The sequence below is a fragment of the Pseudomonas salicis genome (assembly GCF_057128705.1).
On the sequence record NZ_JBSKHU010000002.1, the window covers coordinates 717700 to 739571 of the forward strand.

Here is a 21872-nt window from a genome sequence, read left to right on the forward strand (position 1 = left end):
TCACTTGCCTTCTTGTTGGTTGTCGACGATCCGGTATTCGGCGCTGCGGGCGTGGGCGGTCAGCGACTCACCCCGCGCCAGCACCGAAGCGGTCTTGCCCAATTCCGATGCGCCCTGCTCCGAGCAGAAGATGATCGAGGAGCGTTTCTGGAAGTCGTAAACGCCCAGTGGCGACGAGAAGCGCGCAGTGCCGGAGGTCGGCAAGACGTGGTTTGGCCCGGCGCAGTAATCGCCCAACGCTTCGGAGGTGTGGCGGCCCATGAAGATGGCGCCTGCGTGACGGATCTGCGGCAGCCAGGCTTCAGGGTCTGCCACCGACAGCTCCAAGTGCTCCGGCGCGATGCGGTTGGCGACTTCGATGGCCTGAGCCATGTCAGCCACTTTGATCAGTGCGCCCCGGCCGTTGATCGAGGTGTTGATGATCTCAGCGCGCTCCATGGTCGGCATCAGTTTTGCGATGCTGGCAGCGACCTGGTCGAGAAATGCCGCGTCCGGGCTGACCAGAATCGCCTGAGCGTCCTCGTCGTGTTCGGCTTGGGAGAACAGGTCCATGGCGATCCAGTCCGGATCGGTCTGACCGTCGCACACCACGAGGATTTCCGAAGGGCCGGCAATCATGTCGATGCCGACCTGGCCGAATACGTGGCGCTTGGCCGTGGCGACATAGATGTTGCCCGGACCGACGACCTTGTCCACCTGCGGCACGCTTTCGGTGCCGTAGGCCAGTGCCGCGACCGCCTGAGCGCCGCCGATGGTGAACACGCGGTCCACACCGGCGATGCAAGCTGCCGCCAATACCAGTTCGTTGATCTCTCCACGTGGGGTGGGCACGACCATCACCACCTCACCGACGCCCGCCACTTTCGCCGGGATCGCGTTCATCAACACCGAGGACGGGTAGGACGCCTTGCCGCCTGGCACGTAAAGACCGGCACGGTCCAGTGGCGTCACTTTCTGGCCCAGCACGGTGCCGTCGGCCTCGGTGTAGCTCCAGGAGTCCTGTTTCTGACGCTCGTGGTAATTGCGCACGCGGTCAGCGGCTTTCTCCAGCGCCTGGCGTTGAGCGGGGGTAATGCGGGTCAGCGCCAGTTCCAGTCGCTCGCGAGGCAGGATGAGGTCAGCCATGGACGCCACTTCCAACCCGTCGAAACGCTGGGTGTATTCCACCAATGCCGCATCGCCGCGCTCGCGCACGTTCTTGATGATGTCCAGCACACGCTGATTGACCGAATCGTCAGACACGCTTTCCCAGCTCAGCAGATGATCCAGATGTCGAGCGAAATCCGGGTCAGCAGCGTCGAGTCGGCGAATGGTGTTAGAAGTGGTCATAGCGTGAGCCTCTATAAATGGCGTTTTCACAGGAGCCTGATGCGAAGGCAGGAGCCTAAGCTACCAAGCCATCCGCGCAGGCACCTGAGAAATTTGGCTATGACACGGATAGCTGGGCGCGACGTTGTGTAACGTCACGCGAAACAGTCAGCCGCGGTGTCGCGACTCCACTGCAGTACGAAGTGTGTCGATCAGCGACTGGATGCGGGCGTGTTGCATCTTCATCGATGCCTTGTTGACCACCAGACGTGAACTGATATGGGCAATCAGTTCCTGAGGCTCAAGGCCGTTGGCACGCAGCGTATTGCCGGTGTCGACGACATCGATGATCTTGTCGGCCAGACCCACCAGCGGCGCCAGCTCCATCGAGCCGTACAGCTTGATGATGTCGACCTGACGGCCCTGCTCGGCGTAGTAACGCTTGGCGACGTTGACAAACTTGGTCGCCACACGCAGACGGCCTTTGGGCTCGCCCGCGCCGACAGCACCTGCAGTCATCAGCTTGCACTGGGCGATTTGCAGGTCCAGCGGCTCATAAAGCCCCTGGCCGCCGTATTCCATCAGAACGTCCTTGCCCGCCACACCCAGGTCTGCCGCACCATGCTCAACGTAGGTCGGCACGTCCGTCGCGCGTACGATCAACAGGCGCACATCGTCCTGCGTCGTCGGAATGATCAGCTTGCGGCTCTTGTCCGGATTCTCGGTCGGCACGATGCCCGCAGCAGCGAGAAGCGGCAGGGTGTCGTCAAGGATTCGGCCCTTGGACAGTGCGATGGTCAACATGGGAAACGTCAGTCCTTATCAGCATGCGCATGTCGGGTCGCAATGGGCGCCCGGCAACCTTCGAGTCGCGACAGCTGGACTCGAAGTGAAACGATTCAAAAGGTCAAACTTTCAAACGGCGGCCCCGTTGCCCGATGAGTCCGGGCAACGGAACCCCAAGGGCTGCTAGCCCGGTACGCGACGGATTTTCGCGCCCAGCATTTGCAGCTTCTCTTCGATGCACTCGTAACCACGGTCTATGTGGTAAATGCGGTCGATCAGCGTATCGCCCTCGGCCACCAGCGCCGACAGCACCAGGCTGGCCGAAGCACGCAGGTCGGTCGCCATCACAGGCGCGCCTTTGAGTTTCTCGCAGCCGGTGACGATGGCGGTGTTGCCTTCGACCTGGATCTGCGCGCCCATGCGGTGCATTTCATACACGTGCATGAAGCGGTTTTCGAAGATGGTCTCGATGATCGCGCCCGTGCCTTCGGCAATGGCGTTCAACGAAATGAACTGCGCTTGCATGTCGGTCGGGAATGCCGGATACGGCGCGGTGCGCAGGTTCACGGCCTTCGGACGCTTGCCATGCATGTTCAGCTCGATCCAGTCGGCGCCGGTCGTGATTTCGGCACCGGACTCACGCAGCTTTTCAAGAACAGCTTCGAGAATGGTCGGATCGGTGTCCTTGACCTTGACGCGGCCACCGGTCACGGCAGCGGCGACCAGGTAGGTGCCGGTTTCGATACGGTCAGGCATGACGCGATAGGTCGCCTTGCCCAGACGCTCTACGCCATCGATGGTGATGGTATCGGTGCCAGCACCGGAGACCTTGCCGCCCATGGCGTTGATGAAGTTTGCCAGGTCGACGACCTCAGGCTCGCGGGCGGCGTTTTGCAGCACGCTGCGGCCACGGGCCAGCGCAGCGGCCATCATGATGTTCTCGGTACCGGTCACGCTGACGGTATCGAAGAAGAAGTGGGCACCCCGCAAGCCGCCTTCAGGCGCCTTGGCCTTGATGTAGCCGCCTTCGACTTCAATGACCGCGCCCATGGCTTCGAGGCCACGGATGTGCAGGTCAACCGGACGCGAACCGATGGCGCAACCGCCTGGCAGCGCCACCTCGGCCTCGCCAAAACGGGCAACCATCGGGCCCAGCACCAGAATCGACGCACGCATGGTTTTCACCAGTTCGTAGGGCGCGATCAGGGTCTTGATGGTGCGAGGATCGATCTCGACGCTGAGCTTCTCGTCAATGATCGGCTCGATGCCCATGCGACCGAACAACTCGATCATGGTGGTGATGTCGTGCAGGTGCGGCAGGTTCTGAACGGTGACTGGCCCATCGGCCAGCAGCGTTGCAGCAAGAATCGGCAGGGCAGAGTTCTTCGCCCCGGAAATGCGGATTTCGCCATCAAGACGAACGCCGCCAGTAATAATCAGTTTGTCCATTAGGATCTCGACGCCAGTTTGGCTCAGGTGCGCTCGGCCCATGCAGCGCGGCTGAAGAATTTCATGGTGACCGCGTGGATGCTGCCATCGGCGATCCACGGGTTCAAATGCGTGTAGATCTGCTGCTGGCGCTTGACTGGACTCAGTGTAGCCAGTTCATCGCTGATCACGTTCAACTGGAAGTTGCAGCCTTCGCCCTCAACTTCGACCTGGATCTCTGGCAGCTTACCTTCAAGGAAGCTTTTAACTTCTACGGCCTGCATGCTTAACCTCAATCGGCGCTCTACGCGCGCGGGTCGGCCATCATACAAAAAAGCCCTCTCGTTGCGAACCCTGCTGTGCAGGTGCCGGACGAGGGGCTTGATCGACGACAGCCTTCAGTGTTGTTCGAACAGTTCGGTCAGACCCGATACCTGTGCAATCTCTCTCATATCTTCAGGCAATGCACGCACGCTCACCGTTTTGCCGGCCGCCTGCCCATCGCGCATGAACGCCAGCAGCAAGGCCAGGCCCACGCTGCTGGATTTTTCCACCGCCGAGCAATCCAGCACCAGTGTCGGCGCATCGCTGGCTTTGATCAGCTCGGCACCTTGCTCGCGCAGGGCCGGGCCGGTGCGGTAGTCCAGCACACCGAACAGCTTCAGTTCGCCGCCACCGACGGCGGTGACACATGCATCACTCATTTGACGACCTTGTCAGGCGAGTTTTCGGTCTCCTGCTTGGCCTTGGCGACTTCACCAGCCCAACCGTTGATGGTCTTGTCCAGATTGTTGCCGTTGCGCTGCATGGCGTCAGCGAACTGATCCCGGAACAGCTTGCCAATGTTGATGCCGTTGATGATCACGTTACGCAACTTCCATTCGCCGCCGACCTTCTCCAGTGTGTACTGCACGGGATAAACCGCGCCGTTGGTGCCCTTGACGGTCATACCGACGCTGGTCCGATCACCTGACTCATCTTTCGGCGGGTCAACCGCGATACCTTGGTTGTTGTATTCCAGCAGGGCATTGCCGTAGAACTGAAACAACCCCCTTTTGAAATTGTCCGCGAAGGTTTGCATCTGCGCTGGCGTAGCGTTGCGCGAATACTTGACGGTCATGATGCTCCTGGAAATACCTTCGGCATCGACCACCGGGCCCACGATGGTGTTCAGCGCGCTATAAAACGCGCTGGGGTCCTGCTTGTACTTTTCTTTATTGGCACTCAGGTCGGCCAGCATCTTGTTGGTCGTGTCCTGCACCAGATCGTGCGCGGAGCCCGCCGCATTGGCGATCAAGGGCAGCGCTGCAAGCAGTACCAACAGGCCACGTCGCAAGTTAGAGATCATGAACAGCTTCCTCATTTGGCGTCTTTATTGACCGTATTAAGCAGGAATTTACCGATCAGGTCTTCGAGTACCAGCGACGACTGGGTGTCATGAATCGTGCCGCCATCCTTCAACAACTGGTCATCACCACCCACGCTGATGCCGACGTATTTCTCGCCCAGCAAGCCAGCGGTCAGGATGGACGCAGTGGAGTCCGAAGGCAGGTTGTTCACCCGCTTATCCACGTCCATGGTCACGCGCGCCGCGAAAGTATCGTGGTCCAGATCGATTGCAGTGACCTTGCCGATAGTCACACCGGCCATGGTCACCTTCGCTCTGACAGTCAAACCGGCGATATTGTCGAAATTTGCATAAAGTTTATAACTGTCGTTGGTCGTGCTGGCGCTCAGACCGCTGACGCGCAGGGCGAGCAAGAGCAAAGCCAGAATCCCGGCCAGCAGGAACAGGCCGACACCGGTTTCGAGGGTGCGGTTTTGCATCAGAAGTCTCCAAACATCAAGGCGGTCAAAATAAAGTCCAGGCCCAGTACGGCCAATGAGGCGTAGACCACGGTCTTGGTCGTGGCGCGACTGATCCCCTCTGAAGTGGGTTCGCAGTCATAACCTTGGAACACGGCGATCCAGGTGACCACAAAGGCGAAGACGACGCTTTTGATGACACCGTTGATTACATCGTTCGGGAAGGAAACACTGTTCTGCATGTTCGCCCAGAAGGAGCCTTCATAGACGCCCAGCCAGTCAACGGCGACCCATGAACCGCCCCAGATGCCGACCACGCTGAAGATGATGGCCAACACCGGCAACGAAATGAAACCGGCCCACAAGCGAGGCGCGGCAATGTATTTCAGCGGATCGACGCCGATCATTTCCAGGCTGGACAACTGCTCTGTGGACTTCATGTTGCCGATTTCGGCGGTCAACGCTGAACCCGCACGGCCAGCAAACAGCAACGCTGTGACGACCGGGCCCAGCTCACGCAGCAACGTCAAGGCAACCATCTGCCCCACGGCCTGTTCGGAACCGTACTTGGCGAGAATGCTGAACCCCTGCAGCGCGAGCACCATGCCGATGAAAATGCCGGACACGACGATGATCGCCAGCGACATGACACCGACCGAATACAACTGGCGAACCAACAATTGAAAACCGCCGCCGATTCCGCCTCGCCCCAACAAGGCATGAACCAGAAAAATCCCCGAACGCCCCAACACTGCAACAATATCGATCGCGGAGCGCCCCATCAGGCGAACACGATCCATCAATGACTTTCTGCGCATCAGCGCTTCCCCAAAAGATCTTCGCGATAATCCGGTGCCGGATAGTGGAAAGGCACGGGGCCGTCTGGATCCCCTGTCATGAATTGCCGAATGCGCGGGTTATCCGACTGCATCAGTTCCTGCGGCGTACCTTGCCCCAGCACCTGCCCGTCACCGACGACATAGAGATAGTCAGCGATACTCGCCGTCTCGGCCAGGTCGTGAGAGACCACCACACTGGTGATGCCCAATGCATCGTTGAGCAGGCGGATCAGGCGCACCAGGACGCCCATGGCAATCGGGTCCTGCCCGACAAAGGGTTCGTCGTACATGAGAATCTGAGGATCGAGCGCAATTGCCCGGGCCAGCGCGACCCGACGCTTCATGCCGCCAGACAGCTCATCGGGCATCAACTCGACGGCGCCGCGCAGCCCGACCGCCTGCAGTTTGAGCAGCACGATGTCGCGAATCATGTCTTCTGGTAGCTTGGTGTGCACTCGGAGCGGGAACGCAACGTTCTCGAAGACATCGAGGTCGGTAAACAGCGCGCCACTCTGGAACAGCACGCCCATCTGCTTGCGCGCATCGAAGAGATCGCTGCGTGACAGCTTCGGCAGGTTCTGGCCATTGACCCAGACTTCGCCGCTGCTCGGACGCAGTTGTGCGCCCATCAGGCGCAGCAAAGTGGTCTTGCCACTGCCCGACGGCCCCATGATGCCGGTGACTTTGCCCCGGGGAATGCGGATATCGACATTATTGAAGATGCTGCGCGAGCCGCGCTTGAAGGACACTCCCTTCAATTCGACCGCGTAGGCGTTATCGGCGCTCATCTAAACTCCTTGCGATACAGCCTGTCTCTCAGATGCCGCGTCCTTGACGAACGACACACTGTCTGGAGGGGCCGAACAAGCGGCGAACTATAACACCGCTGTCGAACGCCGCCAAAGCTCCAACACGGCAAGTCGTTAATAGGGACAGATATTTCAGACCCCGAGGAATTTTCCTGCACCGCCAACACACCTTTGCTGAACGAGAACTGACGGACCGCAAGCTTCTATTAAACAAACAGCGACGATGAAGCGTGAGGGTTTTCAACATTGTCGCTATAATCCCCGCCTTTTCACCCGACCGACCCTATTCTTGACATGACCAACGCCCGCGACCTGATTCAATCTGCCCAGTGCACCATCCGCCTCGAAATCGAGGCCGTCGAAGGTCTGCTGGCACATATCGATGCGGATTTCGTGAACGCTTGCGAGATGATTCTCGCGAGCCAGGGCCGCGTGGTCGTAGTCGGCATGGGCAAGTCGGGCCACATTGGCAAAAAGATCGCGGCCACACTGGCCAGCACCGGCACCCCGTCGTTTTTCGTCCATCCTGCCGAAGCCAGCCACGGCGACATGGGCATGATCACCAGCGCCGACATCATTCTCGCGCTGTCCAACTCGGGCACCACCGCAGAGATCGTGACGCTCTTGCCCTTGATCAAACGCCTGGGCATCAAGCTCATCAGCCTGACCGGCAACCCCGAGTCGACGCTGGCGAAGGCGGCGGACGTCAACCTCAATGCCCGAGTCGAAAAAGAAGCCTGTCCACTCAACCTGGCGCCCACCTCCTCGACCACCGCTGCATTGGTCATGGGCGATGCGCTGGCCGTCGCCCTGCTGGATGCGCGCGGTTTCACGGCTGAAGATTTCGCATTTTCGCACCCCGGTGGCGCGCTGGGTCGCCGCCTGCTGCTCAAGGTCGAGCACGTCATGCACACTGAGGCCGAACTGCCGAAAGTCGCCCGCGGCACGCCATTGCGTGATTCGCTGATGGAAATGACCCGCAAGGGCCTGGGCATGACCGCCATTGTCGAAGCCGATGGCCGACTGGCAGGGATCTTCACCGACGGCGATTTGCGCCGGACCCTGGACCGCGACATCGACATCCGCCAAGCGACCATCGATGACGTCATGACCGTTCACGGTAAAACCGTCCGTGCCGACATGCTGGCAGCCGAAGCGCTGAAAATCATGGAAGACAACAAGATCGGTGCGCTGATCGTTGTCGACGGGAACGACTACCCGGTGGGTGCGTTCAACCTTCAGGATCTGTTGCGTGCGGGAGTGATGTAAATGAGCGCCGACAACCTCAACAACAGCGAATTGATGCAGCGCGGCAAAGGCATCAAGCTGGCCGTCTTCGATGTCGATGGCGTGCTGACCGATGGCCGACTGTATTTTCTGGAAGATGGCAGCGAGTTCAAGACCTTCAATACCCTCGATGGCCAGGGTATCAAGATGCTGATCAACTCGGGGGTGATCACCGCTATCATCAGCGGCCGCAAGACGCCGGTGGTCGAACGCCGCGCCAAAAACCTGGGCATCGCGCATCTTTATCAGGGACGCGAAGACAAACTGGTGGTGCTCGACGAGCTTTTGCAGCAACTGAACCTAAGCTACGAACAGGTCGCCTATCTGGGTGATGACCTGCCTGACCTGCCGGTGATCCGCCGTGTCGGTCTGGGCATGGCTGTGGCCAATGCCGCCGGATTTGTCCGCCAGCATGCGCATGGCACGACCCAGGCACGAGGCGGCGAAGGCGCCGCCCGGGAATTCTGCGAGTTGATCCTGACAGCTCAGGGCAACCTCGAAGCGGCCCACGCCGCCTACTTATAGAAGTGCATTTATGCTGAGCAAAAGAATTCGTACGTTCCTGATCTTCGGTGTGCTGGCGGTACTGCTTGCAGCGGCCGGCTATTGGAACATCAGCCCGGAAAGCTTCATGGATCAACCCAAAGCGGCCGTGGATGAGAACGCCATCGATTATTACGCGATGAACGCGCACAGCATCCAGTACCTGCCGGATGGGTCAATGCAATATGACATGACCGCCGACAAGGTCGAGCACCTCAAGGCCACCGACGTAACCCTGATGACGACCCCGGTTTTGCAGATGTTTCGCGGATCGGAGTTTCCCTGGCACGTGCAGAGCGTGCGCGCCGAAGTGTCGCCAGGAGGCGATCATGTCGAGCTGATCGACAAGGTTCGCATCAACCGCACGGACGAAAAGAACCGCACCACGATCATCACCAGCACCCGCATGACGGTCTTCCCTCAGAAGCAATATGCGGAAACCGCGCAACCCGTTAGAATCGACGGTTTCAACGGTGTGAGCACCGGTACGGGTATGAAAGCCTATCTAAAAGAAAGCAGGATACACCTGCTATCGAACGCAAGAGGACAGTATGAGGCTCCTTAAAACCCTCCCTATTTTGCTTGGCCTGGGCGCAGCACTGGGAAGCGTGAGCGCCTGGGCTCTGCCGAACGATCAGGATCAGCCCATCCGTGTTCAAGCCGATGACGCCCAACTGGACGACAAGCAAGGCATCGCCACCTACACCGGTAACGTGATCATCACCCAGGGTTCGATGAAGGTTACCGGCAACAAGGTGACCATGACTCGCACCCCTGCTGGTGATATCGATGTCGTGACCTCTGTCGGCAACCTTGCGTATTTCGAGCAACTGCAGACCGCCGGCGACCCGAAACCCGTGCAGGGCTGGGGCGTGACGATCCAGTACCATGCGCCGCAAAACCGCATCGTATTGATCGACAAGGCCAAGGTAGTCGACAAGGACAACAACGTGACTCAGGGCGAGAAGATCGTCTATGACACGGTGAGAAAACTTGCCAGCGCTGGCCGCGCCACCGGCAGTAAGGTGACCGAAGCGCGTCCTCGCGTCGACATGGTGATCCAGCCGAAAAAGAAAACCGACCAGCAGAAGGCCCCTTAATGGCAACGCTGAAAGCCCAACACTTGGCCAAGGCTTACAAAAGCCGCCAAGTCGTACGTGACGTCAGCCTGTCCATCGACAGCGGCCAGATCGTCGGTCTCCTGGGCCCTAACGGCGCAGGCAAGACAACGTGCTTCTACATGATCGTCGGCCTGGTTCAGGCCGATCAGGGCCGCGTGCTGATCGACGACCAGGACGTGAGCCACCAGCCGATGCATGGCCGTGCTCGCGCCGGTATCGGCTATCTGCCGCAGGAAGCGTCGATCTTCCGCAAGCTGTCGGTGTCGGACAACATCATGGCGATCCTCGAGACCCGCAAGGAGCTCGATCGCGCAGGACGCCGCAAAGAGCTGGAAAGCTTGCTGCAGGAGTTCCATATCACACACATCCGCGACAACCTCGGGATGAGCCTGTCCGGTGGTGAACGCCGCCGAGTGGAAATCGCACGCGCACTGGCAACGTCGCCGAAATTCATTCTGCTGGACGAACCCTTCGCGGGCGTCGACCCCATCTCCGTGGGCGATATCAAGCAGATCATCTACCATCTCAAAGCGAAGGGTATCGGCGTTCTGATCACCGACCACAACGTCCGTGAGACACTCGACATCTGCGAAACGGCTTACATCGTCAACGATGGGCAACTGATTGCAGAAGGCGATTCCGAAACCATCCTGGCCAACCAGTTGGTCAAGGAAGTGTATCTCGGTCACGAGTTCCGCCTGTAAACCACGCAATGGCAAGGGGTTGGTCGGCGAACGCAGCATACGCCTCATCACCAACCTCGCATAAATTGTCATTACACCCTAGGCAAACACTCCGGGTTCAGGCATATAATTTGCTTAAGTTGGCGCCTCGGCGCCCCTAGTAGTGGATGGCGCGCATGTGCGCCGGCGAATAAGGTGTTAAGCCCCTGCCATGAAACCTTCGCTAGTCTTGAGAATGGGCCAGCAGCTGACGATGACACCGCAGCTGCAACAGGCCATCCGCTTACTCCAACTGTCGACGCTGGATCTCCAACAGGAAATTCAGGAGGCACTGGAGTCCAATCCGATGCTGGAGCGCCAGGAAGAAGGCGACGACTTCGATAATGCCGACCCCATGGCCGACAATATCGAGCAAAAGCCCAACCCTGACGTACAGGAACCGACCTACCAGGAATCCGCACCCACCGTCGACAATCTCGAAGACGGCGAATGGAGCGAAAGCGAGCGTATCCCCAACGAACTGCCCGTCGATACGGCCTGGGAAGACGTCTACCAGACCAGCGCCAGCAGCCTGCCCAGCAATGACGATGACGAGTGGGATTTCACCACACGCACGTCGGCGGGCGAGAGCTTGCAAAGCCATCTGCTTTGGCAACTGAACCTGGCGCCGATGTCGGATACCGATCGTTTGATCGCCGTCACGCTGATCGACTGCATCAACAATCAGGGTTACCTCGACGAATCCCTGGAAGAGCTGCTGGACGCCTTCGACCCGGAACTCGACATCGAGCTGGACGAAATCGAAGCCGTGCTGCATCGCATTCAGCAATTCGAGCCGGCTGGCGTCGGCGCCCGCACGCTTGGCGAGTGCTTGTTGCTGCAACTGCGCCAGCTTCCGGCCAAGACCAAATGGCTGGCGGAAGCCCAGCGACTGGTCGGCGATTACATCGACCTGCTCGGCAGCCGTGACTACGCTCAACTGATGCGGCGCATGAAGATCAAGGAAGATGATCTGCGCCAGGTCATCGAACTGGTCCAGAGCCTCAACCCACGCCCTGGCTCGCAGATCGAATCCACCGAAGCCGAATACGTAGTGCCGGACGTCATCGTGCGTAAGCACAATGAGCGCTGGCTGGTCGAGCTCAATCAGGAAGCCGTTCCCCGCCTTCGGGTGAATCCGCAATACGCCGGTTTCGTGCGCCGCGCGGACACAAGCGCCGACAACACCTTCATGCGCAACCAGTTGCAAGAAGCCCGCTGGTTCATCAAAAGCCTGCAAAGCCGTAACGAAACCCTGATGAAAGTGGCGACCCAAATCGTCGAGCATCAGCGGGGCTTTCTGGAGTATGGCGACGAGGCGATGAAGCCGTTGGTGCTGCACGACATCGCTGAGGCGGTGGGCATGCACGAATCGACGATTTCCCGTGTCACCACGCAGAAATTCATGCATACACCCCGTGGTATCTACGAACTGAAGTATTTCTTTTCCAGCCACGTCAGCACCTCCGAAGGCGGCGAATGCTCGTCCACTGCCATTCGCGCAATCATCAAAAAACTGGTTGCCGCGGAAAATCAGAAAAAGCCGTTGAGTGACAGCAAGATCGCTGGTTTACTGGAGGCACAAGGCATTCAAGTGGCCCGTCGCACAGTCGCCAAGTACCGCGAGTCCTTAGGAATCGCGCCGTCCAGCGAACGCAAGCGACTGATGTAAAGGTCACAAGCCACAGCGTTCCAGTGGCAGGCAACTCAGCCTGCCTCTTAATGCACTGGCAACGAAGGAGAAGCTGTATGCAAGTCAACATCAGTGGACACCAACTGGAAGTGACCAAGCCCCTGCGCGAATACATCGAGCTGAAGCTGAAAAAGCTCGAAGGGCATTTTGACAAGATTACGAACGTGCAGGTGACGATGGCCGTCGAGAAGCTCAAACAGAAGATCGAGGCCACCCTGCATATCCACGGTGGAGAGGTCGTTGCCAATGCCGAACATGATGACATGTACGCGGCGATCGACCTGCTCACTGACAAGCTCGACAGACAATTGCTCAAGCATAAGGAAAAGCAGCAAAGCATCCTCAAAGGTGCGGCAGCTCGCTGACACTCCCCATCCATGATCCGACTTGAAAATATCCTGACCCCTGGCCGGTCCCTCGTGAACGTGCCAGGCGGCAGTAAAAAAGCCGTTCTCGAAGAGATTGCCAAACTGATCGGGCAACAAGTGCCCGAATTCGACTGGCAAACCGTCTACGAAAGCCTTATCGCCCGTGAAAAACTCGGTTCCACCGGGTTTGGCAACGGCATCGCGATCCCCCATTGCCGCCTGAAAGGCTGCGCGGCGCCTGTGAGCGCGGTGCTGCACCTGGAACGCCCGGTGGATTTCGACGCCATCGACGGCGCGCCTGTGGATCTGCTGTTCGTGCTGCTCGTCCCGGAAGCGGCCACCGACGCCCACCTCGAACTTCTGCGTCAGATCGCCAGCATGCTTGACCGCGCGGACGTGCGCGCCAGCCTGCGTGGTGCCAAGAGCAGCGAAGAGCTTTACAACGTCGTGCTCAACGTCCAGAACGGTCACTGATCATGCGCATGATCATCGTCAGCGGTCGCTCCGGCTCCGGCAAGAGCACGGCCCTCGATGTTCTCGAAGACAGCGGTTTCTACTGCGTCGATAACCTGCCGGCAGGCCTGCTCCCCGAACTTGCCGAGCGCGCACTGATCAATACCGAACTCGCCGAGCCGTTGTTGGCGGTCTCTATCGACGCCCGAAACGTGCCCAGCCACCTGACCCGTTTTCCGCGAATGCTCGAAGAGGTCCGCGCTCGCCACATTCAGTGCGACGTGCTGTTCCTCGACGCTGAAGAGTCCACACTGCTCAAGCGCTTTTCTGAAACGCGCCGCCGCCATCCGCTGAGCAATGCCACGCGCTCGCTGGCCGAAGCGATTCGAGATGAAAAAACCTTACTGGGGCCGATCATCGACCTGGCCGATCTGACCATCGATACGACCCACCTGAATCTTTATCAGTTGCGCGACACGTTGAAGCTGCGCCTGCTGAACAAGCCCGAACCCGGCACCGCTTTCCTCATTGAATCCTTTGGCTTCAAACGCGGCATGCCCGTGGACGCGGATCTGGTGTTCGACGTGCGCTGCCTGCCCAACCCCTACTGGAAACCGGAGTTGCGCGAGCAATCCGGACTCGACCAGCCGGTGGCGGACTATCTGGCGGCGCAACCCGATGTCGAAGAGATGTTTCAGGACATCTCGTCATACCTGACCAAGTGGCTGCCGCGCTTCGCTGCCAGCAACCGCGCCTACGTTACCATTGCCATTGGCTGCACCGGCGGACACCACCGCTCCGTCTACCTGACCGAACGTTTGGGTCAGGTCCTGCAACAATCGCTCAAGAATGTTCAGGTTCGCCACCGCGACCTAAGCTAAGGACCCCCAACGCGATGCCCGCTCACCAAATCACCATCATCAACAAGCTGGGCCTGCACGCCCGCGCTGCCGCCAAATTCGTCGGCGTTGCCGGCAAGTACCCCTGCCAGATCCGCGTGGGCCGCACTCCGGACAGCATGGTCGATGGTAAAAGCATCATGGCCGTCATGATGCTGGCCGCAGGCAAAGGCACCGAAATACACCTGCTGACAGAAGGCGACGACGAACACGCCGCGCTGGAAGGTTTGATCGAACTGATCAACAACAAGTTTGATGAAGGGGAATGAGGGTTGGTCGACCTTCGCCGAATTCGTTATTCCCGAAACACAGCCCGACGGTAAGCCGGGCTTCTCAGGATCGAGCGCTACCCCTTCCGTTTCGCGCCTGAACACTGCAGGCAATCACTTCCGGACTTTTGGATTCTCGCCGGACTTGATCAATCCCCCTGAAGCATCTTTAATCCAACGCTTTGAAGCACCACGTCCCGACCCATTCACCTTCAAGCATGGACCGGCTTGGACAGACTGCTAACGCCTGCATCAACGGGCATCAATAGCTGAATTGCTGACAGAGCTGATCGATGACATTCACCCCCACCTCGGTGCACAGAGCCTGGTCTCGCCCGGAAAAAATGCTGATGTCCGGCAGTGTACTGGCGGTGGTGGCGATTTTGATGATCGTGGCCTCGTTGCTGATTCGCGAGCACGGAAGCGCCACCGAGAGCGCCGTGCAGTCGGCCAATAACGTGGTGCAGCTGATCGACGCGGACGTGCAGCGTAATGCCGAGCTGTACGACACGTCGCTGCAAGGCATGATTGCGACCTGGCAAGACCCTGAAGTCATTGCACTAGCGCCTCAACTTCGTCAGTTGGTCATTTTCGATCGCTCGACCGCAGCGCCGTATAAAGGCGATCTGGTGATTCTGGACGAAACCGGTGACATCGTCGCGGACTCGCTGTCCGTCATCCCCCGAGAAGACAATTTTTCTGACCGCCCCGTTTTTCAGCAGCACCGCGAGAGCGCTTCGACGGCCATGAGAGTGGGCGGTCCGTTCAAGGCACGCTGGGGCTTCAAGGACTGGTGCATCAGTTTCAGCCGCCGCCTCCCCTCGCCCGATGGACGATTCATCGGCATCGCCAGCGCATCGATGCGGTTGACGTACTTCAACCAACTGTTTCGTGGGCTGGACATCGGCAAAGGAAGCACCGTCAATTTGATCAGCGCAGACGGCATATTGCTGGCCCGACAAGCCGAGCAACCCGACAAATACGCAATTGGCCGGGACTTCAGCGGGCTTCCCAACTTTCAGCGAATCCTCAAGACAAACAGCGGAAGCTTCACGGCCGTATCGGACCTGGACGGAACAACTCGGCTGTACACGTTCTCACGCGTGGGCGACTTGCCGCTGATCGTCATCGTGGCCCAATCGAAAGACGTGGTGTACGCCGTCTGGAAACGCAACGCGGCGCTGGTGGCGGGCGCGACGAGCCTTTTGTGCCTGGGCATCCTGTGGCTGTCGTACCTGTTGGGTAAACAGTTGAAGCTGCGACACCTCGCAGAACGGGAGCTGGCTGAGCTGGCCTCGACGGACGGCCTGACAGGGCTGGCAAACCGGCGGAGACTGGATCAGGTATTTCGACAGGAGTGGTCCAGAGGCATGCGCTCCGGCAAGCCGTTGTCATTGCTGATGATTGATGTCGACCACTTCAAGGCATTCAACGACCGGCACGGCCATCACGGTGGCGACGTCGCGTTGCGCAACGTGGCCCAAACCCTGGCCAATGCAATTCGTAGACCCGGTGATCTGGCGGCGCGCTATGGCGGCGAGGAGTTTTTGGTGGTTTTACCGGAAACAGATTTGCAGGGCGCCAGAATCATCGCCGAAAAAATCAGAGTTGCGATTGAATCGCTCCCGCCCTATGCCGGAGACAGGCATTCCGTCACCGTCAGCATTGGTATCGCCTCGCGCCAGCCCAATGCGGGCGACAAGCAGGCGCAACTGTTCAGTGATGCTGACGAAGCGCTCTACCGGGCGAAGCGTAATGGCCGTAACCGCACTGAGTTCAACTCGTCTCCCAAAACGGCATAAAAAAACGCCAGACACGTCTGGCGTTTTTCGAATCAGAGGAGCGAGCCCGAAACGGGCTCAGCTACGCTGATCAGCTTGCTCTGCGAACGGTATCACGCAGCGCTTTGACTTTATCGTGGTTTGCCTGGACGCCTGGCAGCTGACGCTGGATCAGGGTCACTACGTTAGCGGGCAGGTTTTTCTCGACCGCTTTTTGCGAAGCTTCTTTGTACGCTTTCAGGGCGTGGTCTTCACCGCGCTCTACTTCGTTCAATACAGCCTCATCGCTTTTGCCGGTCACGGCCGCTTTCAGCTCAACCCACAGACGATGCGCTGCACCTGCGGCGCTGGAGGATTTGTCTGGATCGCCGCCCAGTGCACGGACTTCGGCTTGAAGTTCACGTACAGACGTCGCGCACTCGGTGGAACGGGAAAGGAAATACGCCTTGATTTCTGGGTTCTTGACGTCTTCAGCAGCGGTGTGAAAACCTTTCTCGCCGTCAATGCTGGTCTCGATCAGATCATTGAGTACCGAGATCGCTTCTTTATTGATATCCGTCATTTTGCAGTTCCTTTCTGGCAGGTTAATCGAAGAGTTGATATTTCTACACTCGATAACTTAAATATTGCAGAGCTCGTGCCAGCTTTTTAAAACAAAATAAATCCTTATTTATCAAGTATTTATATTTATCAAGACACAGACCTTTCTCTCTTTTTGCATGATCTGTTCGTTTGCACGTATGCAAAATGCACGTACCTTAGTAGTTCACACGGAAAGACCAACGGCGGTGTTATGAATCCCGAGAAACTCAAACTTCTGGTCACCCGTGAAATGCCCTACGGCAAGTACAAGGGGCGATTGCTGGCGGACCTGCCGGGTGACTACCTTAACTGGTTCGCGCGCAAAGGCTTTCCCAGCGGTGAACTTGGCAGCCTGCTGGCACTGATGCATGAGATTGACCACAACGGGCTGTCCGCCCTGCTCGATCCACTGCGCACCAAACCCCGGGAGCCTCTGCGAGAAAGCCCTCTAAAAACACCGATCCGGTTTTCCTGACCCCTCGACGAGATGAACGACGCGATGACCCCTGCCCAATCCGTTGCACAGCACCGCGCCCAGGACGAAGCTTTTTGGCGCGATATCGCCCGCCAATACGATGTGGAGCCGGGGCCGATTAACTTCGAACATGGCTACTTCGGGCGCATGACCCGCGAAGTGCTGCGCACGTACGAGCAGCATCTGGCGTACGTGAACCGCAGCAATTCGGTCTATGTCCGACAGCGCTTCGACACTGAGGACAGCGAGACCCTCCGCGCCGATCTGGCTCAACTGCTGGACGTGCCGAGCCGCGAAATCGCCCTGACCCGCTGCGCTTCGGAGTCACTGCAAACCCTGATCCGCAACTACAACGGCCTACAGCCGGGGGATCAGGTGCTGATCAGCGATCTGGACTACAACAGCGTGCAAACGGCCATACGCTGGCTGGCAAAGCATCGCGGGGTCGAAGTGATCGAGATTCGGCATGCTCACCCGGCCAGCTATGAATCCCTCGTCAATGCCTATCGCGACGCCTTCGCGAACCACCCACGACTCAAGCTGATGGCATTGACCCACGTGACGCACCGCACGGGACTGGTCATGCCTGTTGAGCCCATTGCTGCGCTGGCCAAGGCGCAAAACATCGATGTGATTCTGGACGGTGCTCACGCCTTGGGACAACTGGACTTCCAGCTGGACGAACTCGGCGTGGCGTTTGCCGGGTTCAACCTGCAGAAGTGGATGGGGGCGCCGTTGAGCCTGGGTTTCATTTATGTGAAACAGGAACGATTGTCTGCCATCGACCCCGACATGGGCGACGAGCGTTACGCCGTCGATGACATTTTGGGGCGGGTGCCGTATGGCACGCCGAACATTCCCGCGTTGCTGACGCTGACCAAGGTCTTCGAAGAACACCGAGCCATAGGCGGGTCTGCCGTCAAAGGCGCACGCCTGGCCTATCTGCGGGACCTGTGGGTTCGCGAAGTGCGAGATGTGCCGGGAATCGAAGTGCTGACACCGGATGATCCACGGCTGTACTGCGGGATTACGTCATTGCGCTTTACACGCCATCAAGATCAGTCGCTCATGACGCAGCGCCTGCTCGACGAACATGGCGTTTTCGTGGTGGCCAGAACCGGTTCCGCCTGCGGCCCATGCATTCGGATCACCCCCGGCTTTGTGACCTCCGCCGACGATGTGGCAAAGTTGGTCGTTGCATTGCGCGCTTTGGCCTGAGTCCACCAGCGCTTTCAGACGGGCAAAAAAAAGCGGCGACCGTGGATAAGGCGGCGCCGCAAACACTTTAATGGAACATCTTTATACCAGGGACGGCAAAGATACGCGCTCAAACCGAGTCTCGTGCGATACATATGTAGTGCACATAAAGAAAAATCGGTGATCTCTCTCCTCGCTCCTTCTCAACTCAACGCTATGGCTGGGTCGCGGTGCATGCGGCCCGGCTTTCTACGTTCGCAGCGCGCAAAAAAAACGGCGTTCCGGACCAAGGGAACACCGTTAAACAGCCATGCAACAACGACTTCTGTAGCAGCGCCCGGCGCTCGAATCCAATCATCTGAGACGATTAAACCAGCCACCTCATGAACGGGAGCTGTCGAGGATCAAGCATGGGGCGCTTAACGCAGGTTTCAGTCGAACAACGCAATCGCTTCGGCGGTCGCCTCAGTGATGCGGCCCCAGTCGCCGTTCTTGACCCACGCGTTGTCGATCATCCAGGTGCCGCCGACGCACATCACGTTAGGCAACGCCATGTAGTTCTTCAGGTTGGCAGCGCTGACGCCGCCAGTCGGGCAGAAACGCACTTCCGGGAACGGACCGCCCAGCGCCTTGATCGCGCCGACGCCGCCGCTGATCTCGGCCGGAAACAGCTTGAAGCGGCGGTAGCCCAAGGCATAACCGATCATGATTTCCGACGCGCTGCTGATGCCAGGCAGCAACGGCAATTCGCTTTGTGCGCCTGCTTCCAGCAGATCCTGAGTGCTGCCTGGGGTCACGATGAACTGCGAGCCTGCCTCTTCCGCTGCTTTGAGCATGTGACGGTCGAGGATCGTGCCCGCACCGACGCACAGTTCAGGTCGTGCGTCGCGCAGAATACGAATCGCCTTGAGGCCGAATTCCGAACGCAGGGTGATTTCCAGCGCGTTCAGGCCGCCTGCCGCCAGCGCATCGGCCAGCGGCAGCACGTCCTGTTCGCGTGCAATGGTGATGACCGGCAGAATCTTCGCTTTCGCGCAGAGTTCATCGATCTGGGCAATCTTGCTCGCCATGCTATTCAACGGCTGTTTCACTTGGGTATTTTCCATGGCGGCTGATCCTTTGCTTATGGGCACCAGTAGATCTCTAAAGACGGGTTAAGGAACGCGCGGATCGGCATTTCGGCGAGGTCATCGCCGGCCAGCGCCGTGCGCAGGGTTTCCAGTTTTGCCTGCCCGGAAACGGACAGGATCGGCGTCGCGGCGGACGCCAACAGTGAGCGCGTCATGGTCAGACGCTGATGAGGCGTGCTCGGCGCCAGCATCGGCAGGCAGCGACGTTCGCTGTTCAAGTCCAACGCTTCAGGCAGATTCGGGCTGTCAGGGAACAGCGACGCGGTGTGGCCGTCATCCCCCATGCCCAGAATCAACACATCGATCTTCGGCAGTTCCTTGAGCGCTTCGTCGGTCGCTGCCGCTGCTTCTTCCAGCGTCTGGGTCGGACGGTAGAGGCTGAAGAAGCCCGCTTTCTCGGCCGGTCCCTGAAACAGGAAACGCTTGAGCAACCCCGCGTTACTGTCGGCGTGCTCGGTCGGCACCCAGCGTTCGTCGGCCAGGCTGATCACGACCTTCGACCATTCGATGGGCTTTTGCGCCAACGCCTGGAAGAACGCCACCGGGCTTTTGCCGCCCGAAACGACCAACGTCGCAACGCCGTGAGGGTTATTCGCGATGGCCGCCGTCAGGCGTTCCGCCACATGATCGGCCAAAGCATTGGCCAACAGCTTGGGGTTATCGAATTCGTTGGCTTTAAGGCCAGCCGGAAATTCAAGTTCACATATCGCCATACCAGGACCTCCCGTCACGAGTAATGAGCGCAATGGAGCTCATTGGCCCCCAGGAGCCTGCTGCATAAGGCTTGGGCGCATCGCCGGCCTTCTTCCAGCCAGCGATCAACTGGTCACACCATTGCCACGCATACTCGATCTCATCTTTGCGGACAAACAGGTTTTGGTTGCCACGCATGACCTCCAACAACAACCGCTCGTACGCGTCCGGAATGCGGGCGCTGCGGTAGGCGTCGGAGAAGCTCAGTTGCAAGGGGTTGCTGCGCAATTGCATGCCTTTATCCAGCCCCTGATCCTTGGTCATCACTTGCAGCGAGATACCTTCATCGGGCTGCAGGCGGATGATCAGGCGGTTGCTGATCTGCATCCGCTGCTCCGGGGCGAAGATGTAGTGCGGCGGTTCCTTGAAGTGGATGACGATCTGCGACAGCTTCTGCGGCATGCGTTTGCCGGTACGCAGATAGAACGGAACCCCTGCCCAACGCCAGTTACGGATGTCGGCACGAATGGCAACGAACGTTTCGGTGTCGCTCGCGGTGTTGGAGTTTTCCTCTTCCAGGTAACCGGGAACCGGTTTGCCTTCGCTGTAACCGGCGATGTATTGCCCGCGCACCACTTGGGTGGCCAGGCGCTCCGGCGTGAACGGCGCCAGCGCTTTGAGCACCTTTACCTTTTCATCACGGATGCTGTCGGCGGACAGGTCGCTCGGAGGGTCCATCGCAATCAGACACAGCAGCTGCAACAGGTGGTTCTGGATCATGTCGCGCAGCTGACCCGCCTGATCGAAGTAGCCCCAACGGCCCTCGATCCCTACTTTCTCCGCCACAGTAATCTCGACGTGGGAAATATAGTTCTGGTTCCATTGGGTTTCGAACAAGCTGTTGGCGAAACGCAGCGCGATGAGGTTTTGAACGGTGTCTTTGCCCAGATAGTGGTCGATCCGGTAGACGCGGTTTTCCGGCAGGAAGCGGGCCACGGCGTCGTTGACCCGACGCGACGACGCGAGGTCGTGGCCGATCGGTTTCTCCAGGACGGCGCGGGTGCGGTCAGTCAGGCCGACCAGCGCCAGGTTCTCGCAGATGGCTCCGTACACCGACGCCGGTGTGGCGAAGTAGGCGATCATGGTTTGTGCGTCGCCCACTGCTTCGGCCAGCGCGACGTAATCTTCACCCTTGAGGAAATCCACGTGCAGGTAGCTCAGGCGTGCCTGAAAACGCTCCACATGTTCACTTTCCAGCTGGGATTCGGGGACGAAACGACGCAGGCTCTTGTCGATATAAGCCAAGTGTTCCTGAGGCGTTCCGGCCTCGCGAGCCAACGCAAGAATTCGGGTCTCGGCATGCAGAAGGCCAGCACGGTCCAGCTGATACAGCGCTGGGAACAGTTTGCGCACAGCCAGGTCGCCCAAGGCGCCGAACAAGGCAAAAGTGCACGGTTCAACCGTAATCGAGAGCATAATGTTGGTTCTTTTATCAAGTTAGGCTACAAATACCTTTTTTAAAGGCGTTACTCAAGGCCAAATGTAGTAATAACCACAACATTTACCCAAAAAACACATTACAGTGGTGATCACTACAGGCCCTCAGTACGATAGGCCACCTTTGCTACAGGCTAAAGGCCCAGTTGCGCACCTTTTGCAGAAAGGCCTACAGAACAGCTTGTT

General features: G+C 58.7%; 26 protein-coding genes. 13 read left to right on the forward strand and 13 right to left on the reverse strand.

Going from position 1 to position 21872, the window contains the following annotated elements:
• From hisD to ACWKWE_RS09520, 9 genes are all read right to left on the reverse strand, one after another.
• Positions 1–1329: a histidinol dehydrogenase gene (gene hisD, locus ACWKWE_RS09480; RefSeq protein ID WP_401150124.1), complete on the reverse strand. Its 1329-nt coding sequence runs from the start codon at positions 1327–1329 to the stop codon at positions 1–3.
• A gap of 147 nt (positions 1330–1476) precedes the next feature.
• Positions 1477–2112, reverse strand: a complete 636-nt coding sequence (hisG, locus tag ACWKWE_RS09485; protein ID WP_341962285.1) for an ATP phosphoribosyltransferase — start codon at positions 2110–2112, stop codon at positions 1477–1479.
• A 165-nt stretch (positions 2113–2277) separates the two neighbouring features.
• Positions 2278–3543, reverse strand: coding sequence for a UDP-N-acetylglucosamine 1-carboxyvinyltransferase (murA, locus tag ACWKWE_RS09490; RefSeq protein ID WP_166596450.1), 1266 nt, complete (start codon positions 3541–3543; stop codon positions 2278–2280).
• 23 nt (positions 3544–3566) lie between these two features.
• On the reverse strand, positions 3567–3806 hold the full coding sequence (locus tag ACWKWE_RS09495; protein ID WP_062384295.1) for a BolA family protein: 240 nt from the start codon (positions 3804–3806) through the stop codon (positions 3567–3569).
• A 114-nt stretch (positions 3807–3920) separates the two neighbouring features.
• On the reverse strand, positions 3921–4226 hold the full coding sequence (locus tag ACWKWE_RS09500) for an STAS domain-containing protein (protein WP_166596449.1): 306 nt from the start codon (positions 4224–4226) through the stop codon (positions 3921–3923).
• A complete protein-coding gene (locus ACWKWE_RS09505; RefSeq protein ID WP_166596448.1) occupies positions 4223–4870 on the reverse strand; it encodes an MlaC/ttg2D family ABC transporter substrate-binding protein in 648 nt (215 codons plus the stop codon). Before ACWKWE_RS09505 ends, ACWKWE_RS09500 begins: the two co-directional genes overlap by 4 nt.
• An 11-nt stretch (positions 4871–4881) precedes the next feature.
• The gene (mlaD, locus tag ACWKWE_RS09510; RefSeq protein ID WP_166596447.1) at positions 4882–5349 is read right to left on the reverse strand and encodes an outer membrane lipid asymmetry maintenance protein MlaD; all 468 of its coding nucleotides are present in this window, start codon (positions 5347–5349) and stop codon (positions 4882–4884) included.
• Positions 5349–6146, reverse strand: a complete 798-nt coding sequence (gene mlaE / locus ACWKWE_RS09515; protein ID WP_166596446.1) for a lipid asymmetry maintenance ABC transporter permease subunit MlaE — start codon at positions 6144–6146, stop codon at positions 5349–5351. The genes mlaD and mlaE overlap by 1 nt, the downstream gene beginning before the upstream one ends.
• Positions 6146–6955, reverse strand: a complete 810-nt coding sequence (locus ACWKWE_RS09520) for an ATP-binding cassette domain-containing protein (RefSeq protein WP_166596445.1) — start codon at positions 6953–6955, stop codon at positions 6146–6148. Before ACWKWE_RS09520 ends, mlaE begins: the two co-directional genes overlap by 1 nt.
• A gap of 315 nt (positions 6956–7270) precedes the next feature.
• Between ACWKWE_RS09520 and ACWKWE_RS09525 the strand changes: the two genes are divergently transcribed.
• The 11 genes from ACWKWE_RS09525 (at position 7271) to ACWKWE_RS09575 (ending at position 16133) form a co-directional block, all read left to right on the forward strand.
• A complete protein-coding gene (locus ACWKWE_RS09525) occupies positions 7271–8245 on the forward strand; it encodes a KpsF/GutQ family sugar-phosphate isomerase (RefSeq protein ID WP_483850349.1) in 975 nt (324 codons plus the stop codon).
• Positions 8246–8278: 33 nt separating this feature from the next.
• The gene (locus ACWKWE_RS09530) at positions 8279–8788 is read left to right on the forward strand and encodes a KdsC family phosphatase (protein WP_166596592.1); all 510 of its coding nucleotides are present in this window, start codon (positions 8279–8281) and stop codon (positions 8786–8788) included.
• A 10-nt stretch (positions 8789–8798) separates the two neighbouring features.
• Positions 8799–9371 (forward strand): LPS export ABC transporter periplasmic protein LptC, encoded by a 573-nt coding sequence (lptC, locus tag ACWKWE_RS09535; protein ID WP_166596443.1) that lies wholly within the window; start codon positions 8799–8801, stop codon positions 9369–9371.
• On the forward strand, positions 9358–9906 hold the full coding sequence (lptA, locus tag ACWKWE_RS09540; protein WP_166596442.1) for a lipopolysaccharide transport periplasmic protein LptA: 549 nt from the start codon (positions 9358–9360) through the stop codon (positions 9904–9906). The genes lptC and lptA overlap by 14 nt, the downstream gene beginning before the upstream one ends.
• Positions 9906–10631 (forward strand): LPS export ABC transporter ATP-binding protein, encoded by a 726-nt coding sequence (lptB, locus tag ACWKWE_RS09545; protein ID WP_166596441.1) that lies wholly within the window; start codon positions 9906–9908, stop codon positions 10629–10631. Before lptA ends, lptB begins: the two co-directional genes overlap by 1 nt.
• 190 nt (positions 10632–10821) lie before the next feature.
• Positions 10822–12321: an RNA polymerase factor sigma-54 gene (locus tag ACWKWE_RS09550; protein WP_483850350.1), complete on the forward strand. Its 1500-nt coding sequence runs from the start codon at positions 10822–10824 to the stop codon at positions 12319–12321.
• A gap of 77 nt (positions 12322–12398) precedes the next feature.
• Positions 12399–12707 carry a ribosome hibernation-promoting factor, HPF/YfiA family gene (gene hpf, locus ACWKWE_RS09555; RefSeq protein ID WP_062384329.1) on the forward strand — a complete coding sequence of 103 codons (309 nt, stop codon included), beginning with the start codon at positions 12399–12401 and terminating at the stop codon, positions 12705–12707.
• A 12-nt stretch (positions 12708–12719) separates the two neighbouring features.
• On the forward strand, positions 12720–13184 hold the full coding sequence (ptsN, locus tag ACWKWE_RS09560; protein WP_166596439.1) for a PTS IIA-like nitrogen regulatory protein PtsN: 465 nt from the start codon (positions 12720–12722) through the stop codon (positions 13182–13184).
• 2 nt (positions 13185–13186) lie between these two features.
• Positions 13187–14044 (forward strand): RNase adapter RapZ, encoded by an 858-nt coding sequence (rapZ, locus tag ACWKWE_RS09565; RefSeq protein WP_166596438.1) that lies wholly within the window; start codon positions 13187–13189, stop codon positions 14042–14044.
• Between the two features lie 14 nt (positions 14045–14058).
• Positions 14059–14331: an HPr family phosphocarrier protein gene (locus ACWKWE_RS09570; protein WP_166596437.1), complete on the forward strand. Its 273-nt coding sequence runs from the start codon at positions 14059–14061 to the stop codon at positions 14329–14331.
• Between the two features lie 293 nt (positions 14332–14624).
• Positions 14625–16133, forward strand: a complete 1509-nt coding sequence (locus ACWKWE_RS09575; RefSeq protein WP_483850351.1) for a sensor domain-containing diguanylate cyclase — start codon at positions 14625–14627, stop codon at positions 16131–16133.
• Between the two features lie 70 nt (positions 16134–16203).
• Here the strand turns inward: ACWKWE_RS09575 and ACWKWE_RS09580 are convergent, their stop codons facing one another.
• On the reverse strand, positions 16204–16674 hold the full coding sequence (locus ACWKWE_RS09580) for a PA2169 family four-helix-bundle protein (protein ID WP_166596436.1): 471 nt from the start codon (positions 16672–16674) through the stop codon (positions 16204–16206).
• A 231-nt stretch (positions 16675–16905) separates the two neighbouring features.
• Between ACWKWE_RS09580 and ACWKWE_RS09585 the strand changes: the two genes are divergently transcribed.
• Positions 16906–17169 (forward strand): DUF3820 family protein, encoded by a 264-nt coding sequence (locus ACWKWE_RS09585; RefSeq protein ID WP_166596435.1) that lies wholly within the window; start codon positions 16906–16908, stop codon positions 17167–17169.
• A 24-nt stretch (positions 17170–17193) separates the two neighbouring features.
• Positions 17194–18387 (forward strand): aminotransferase class V-fold PLP-dependent enzyme, encoded by a 1194-nt coding sequence (locus ACWKWE_RS09590; RefSeq protein ID WP_483850352.1) that lies wholly within the window; start codon positions 17194–17196, stop codon positions 18385–18387.
• Positions 18388–18797: 410 nt separating this feature from the next.
• Here the strand turns inward: ACWKWE_RS09590 and ACWKWE_RS09595 are convergent, their stop codons facing one another.
• From ACWKWE_RS09595 to zwf, 3 genes are read right to left on the reverse strand one after another with little or no spacing between them, the layout of a single operon-like run.
• Positions 18798–19472 carry a bifunctional 4-hydroxy-2-oxoglutarate aldolase/2-dehydro-3-deoxy-phosphogluconate aldolase gene (locus ACWKWE_RS09595; protein ID WP_166596433.1) on the reverse strand — a complete coding sequence of 225 codons (675 nt, stop codon included), beginning with the start codon at positions 19470–19472 and terminating at the stop codon, positions 18798–18800.
• A gap of 17 nt (positions 19473–19489) precedes the next feature.
• Complete coding sequence (pgl, locus tag ACWKWE_RS09600) at positions 19490–20209, reverse strand: 6-phosphogluconolactonase (RefSeq protein ID WP_483850353.1); 720 nt, start codon at positions 20207–20209, stop codon at positions 19490–19492.
• Complete coding sequence (gene zwf / locus ACWKWE_RS09605) at positions 20196–21665, reverse strand: glucose-6-phosphate dehydrogenase (protein ID WP_166596431.1); 1470 nt, start codon at positions 21663–21665, stop codon at positions 20196–20198. Before zwf ends, pgl begins: the two co-directional genes overlap by 14 nt.
• Positions 21666–21872: the final 207 nt, after the last annotated feature.

Excerpts from the sequence above, each read along its gene's own strand:
- hisD (WP_401150124.1), bottom strand. The coding sequence starts at position 1,329 with ATGACCACTTCTAACACCATTCGCCGACTCGACGCTGCTGACCCGGAT.
- hisG (WP_341962285.1), bottom strand. The coding sequence starts at position 2,112 with ATGTTGACCATCGCACTGTCCAAGGGCCGAATCCTTGACGACACCCTG.
- murA (WP_166596450.1), bottom strand. The coding sequence starts at position 3,543 with ATGGACAAACTGATTATTACTGGCGGCGTTCGTCTTGATGGCGAAATC.
- ACWKWE_RS09495 (WP_062384295.1), bottom strand. The coding sequence starts at position 3,806 with ATGCAGGCCGTAGAAGTTAAAAGCTTCCTTGAAGGTAAGCTGCCAGAG.
- ACWKWE_RS09500 (WP_166596449.1), bottom strand. The coding sequence starts at position 4,226 with ATGAGTGATGCATGTGTCACCGCCGTCGGTGGCGGCGAACTGAAGCTG.
- ACWKWE_RS09505 (WP_166596448.1), bottom strand. The coding sequence starts at position 4,870 with ATGATCTCTAACTTGCGACGTGGCCTGTTGGTACTGCTTGCAGCGCTG.
- mlaD (WP_166596447.1), bottom strand. The coding sequence starts at position 5,349 with ATGCAAAACCGCACCCTCGAAACCGGTGTCGGCCTGTTCCTGCTGGCC.
- mlaE (WP_166596446.1), bottom strand. The coding sequence starts at position 6,146 with ATGCGCAGAAAGTCATTGATGGATCGTGTTCGCCTGATGGGGCGCTCC.
- ACWKWE_RS09520 (WP_166596445.1), bottom strand. The coding sequence starts at position 6,955 with ATGAGCGCCGATAACGCCTACGCGGTCGAATTGAAGGGAGTGTCCTTC.
- ACWKWE_RS09525 (WP_483850349.1), top strand. The coding sequence starts at position 7,271 with ATGACCAACGCCCGCGACCTGATTCAATCTGCCCAGTGCACCATCCGC.
- ACWKWE_RS09530 (WP_166596592.1), top strand. The coding sequence starts at position 8,279 with ATGCAGCGCGGCAAAGGCATCAAGCTGGCCGTCTTCGATGTCGATGGC.
- lptC (WP_166596443.1), top strand. The coding sequence starts at position 8,799 with ATGCTGAGCAAAAGAATTCGTACGTTCCTGATCTTCGGTGTGCTGGCG.
- lptA (WP_166596442.1), top strand. The coding sequence starts at position 9,358 with ATGAGGCTCCTTAAAACCCTCCCTATTTTGCTTGGCCTGGGCGCAGCA.
- lptB (WP_166596441.1), top strand. The coding sequence starts at position 9,906 with ATGGCAACGCTGAAAGCCCAACACTTGGCCAAGGCTTACAAAAGCCGC.
- ACWKWE_RS09550 (WP_483850350.1), top strand. The coding sequence starts at position 10,822 with ATGAAACCTTCGCTAGTCTTGAGAATGGGCCAGCAGCTGACGATGACA.
- hpf (WP_062384329.1), top strand. The coding sequence starts at position 12,399 with ATGCAAGTCAACATCAGTGGACACCAACTGGAAGTGACCAAGCCCCTG.
- ptsN (WP_166596439.1), top strand. The coding sequence starts at position 12,720 with ATGATCCGACTTGAAAATATCCTGACCCCTGGCCGGTCCCTCGTGAAC.
- rapZ (WP_166596438.1), top strand. The coding sequence starts at position 13,187 with ATGCGCATGATCATCGTCAGCGGTCGCTCCGGCTCCGGCAAGAGCACG.
- ACWKWE_RS09570 (WP_166596437.1), top strand. The coding sequence starts at position 14,059 with ATGCCCGCTCACCAAATCACCATCATCAACAAGCTGGGCCTGCACGCC.
- ACWKWE_RS09575 (WP_483850351.1), top strand. The coding sequence starts at position 14,625 with ATGACATTCACCCCCACCTCGGTGCACAGAGCCTGGTCTCGCCCGGAA.
- ACWKWE_RS09580 (WP_166596436.1), bottom strand. The coding sequence starts at position 16,674 with ATGACGGATATCAATAAAGAAGCGATCTCGGTACTCAATGATCTGATC.
- ACWKWE_RS09585 (WP_166596435.1), top strand. The coding sequence starts at position 16,906 with ATGAATCCCGAGAAACTCAAACTTCTGGTCACCCGTGAAATGCCCTAC.
- ACWKWE_RS09590 (WP_483850352.1), top strand. The coding sequence starts at position 17,194 with ATGACCCCTGCCCAATCCGTTGCACAGCACCGCGCCCAGGACGAAGCT.
- ACWKWE_RS09595 (WP_166596433.1), bottom strand. The coding sequence starts at position 19,472 with ATGGAAAATACCCAAGTGAAACAGCCGTTGAATAGCATGGCGAGCAAG.
- pgl (WP_483850353.1), bottom strand. The coding sequence starts at position 20,209 with ATGGCGATATGTGAACTTGAATTTCCGGCTGGCCTTAAAGCCAACGAA.
- zwf (WP_166596431.1), bottom strand. The coding sequence starts at position 21,665 with ATGCTCTCGATTACGGTTGAACCGTGCACTTTTGCCTTGTTCGGCGCC.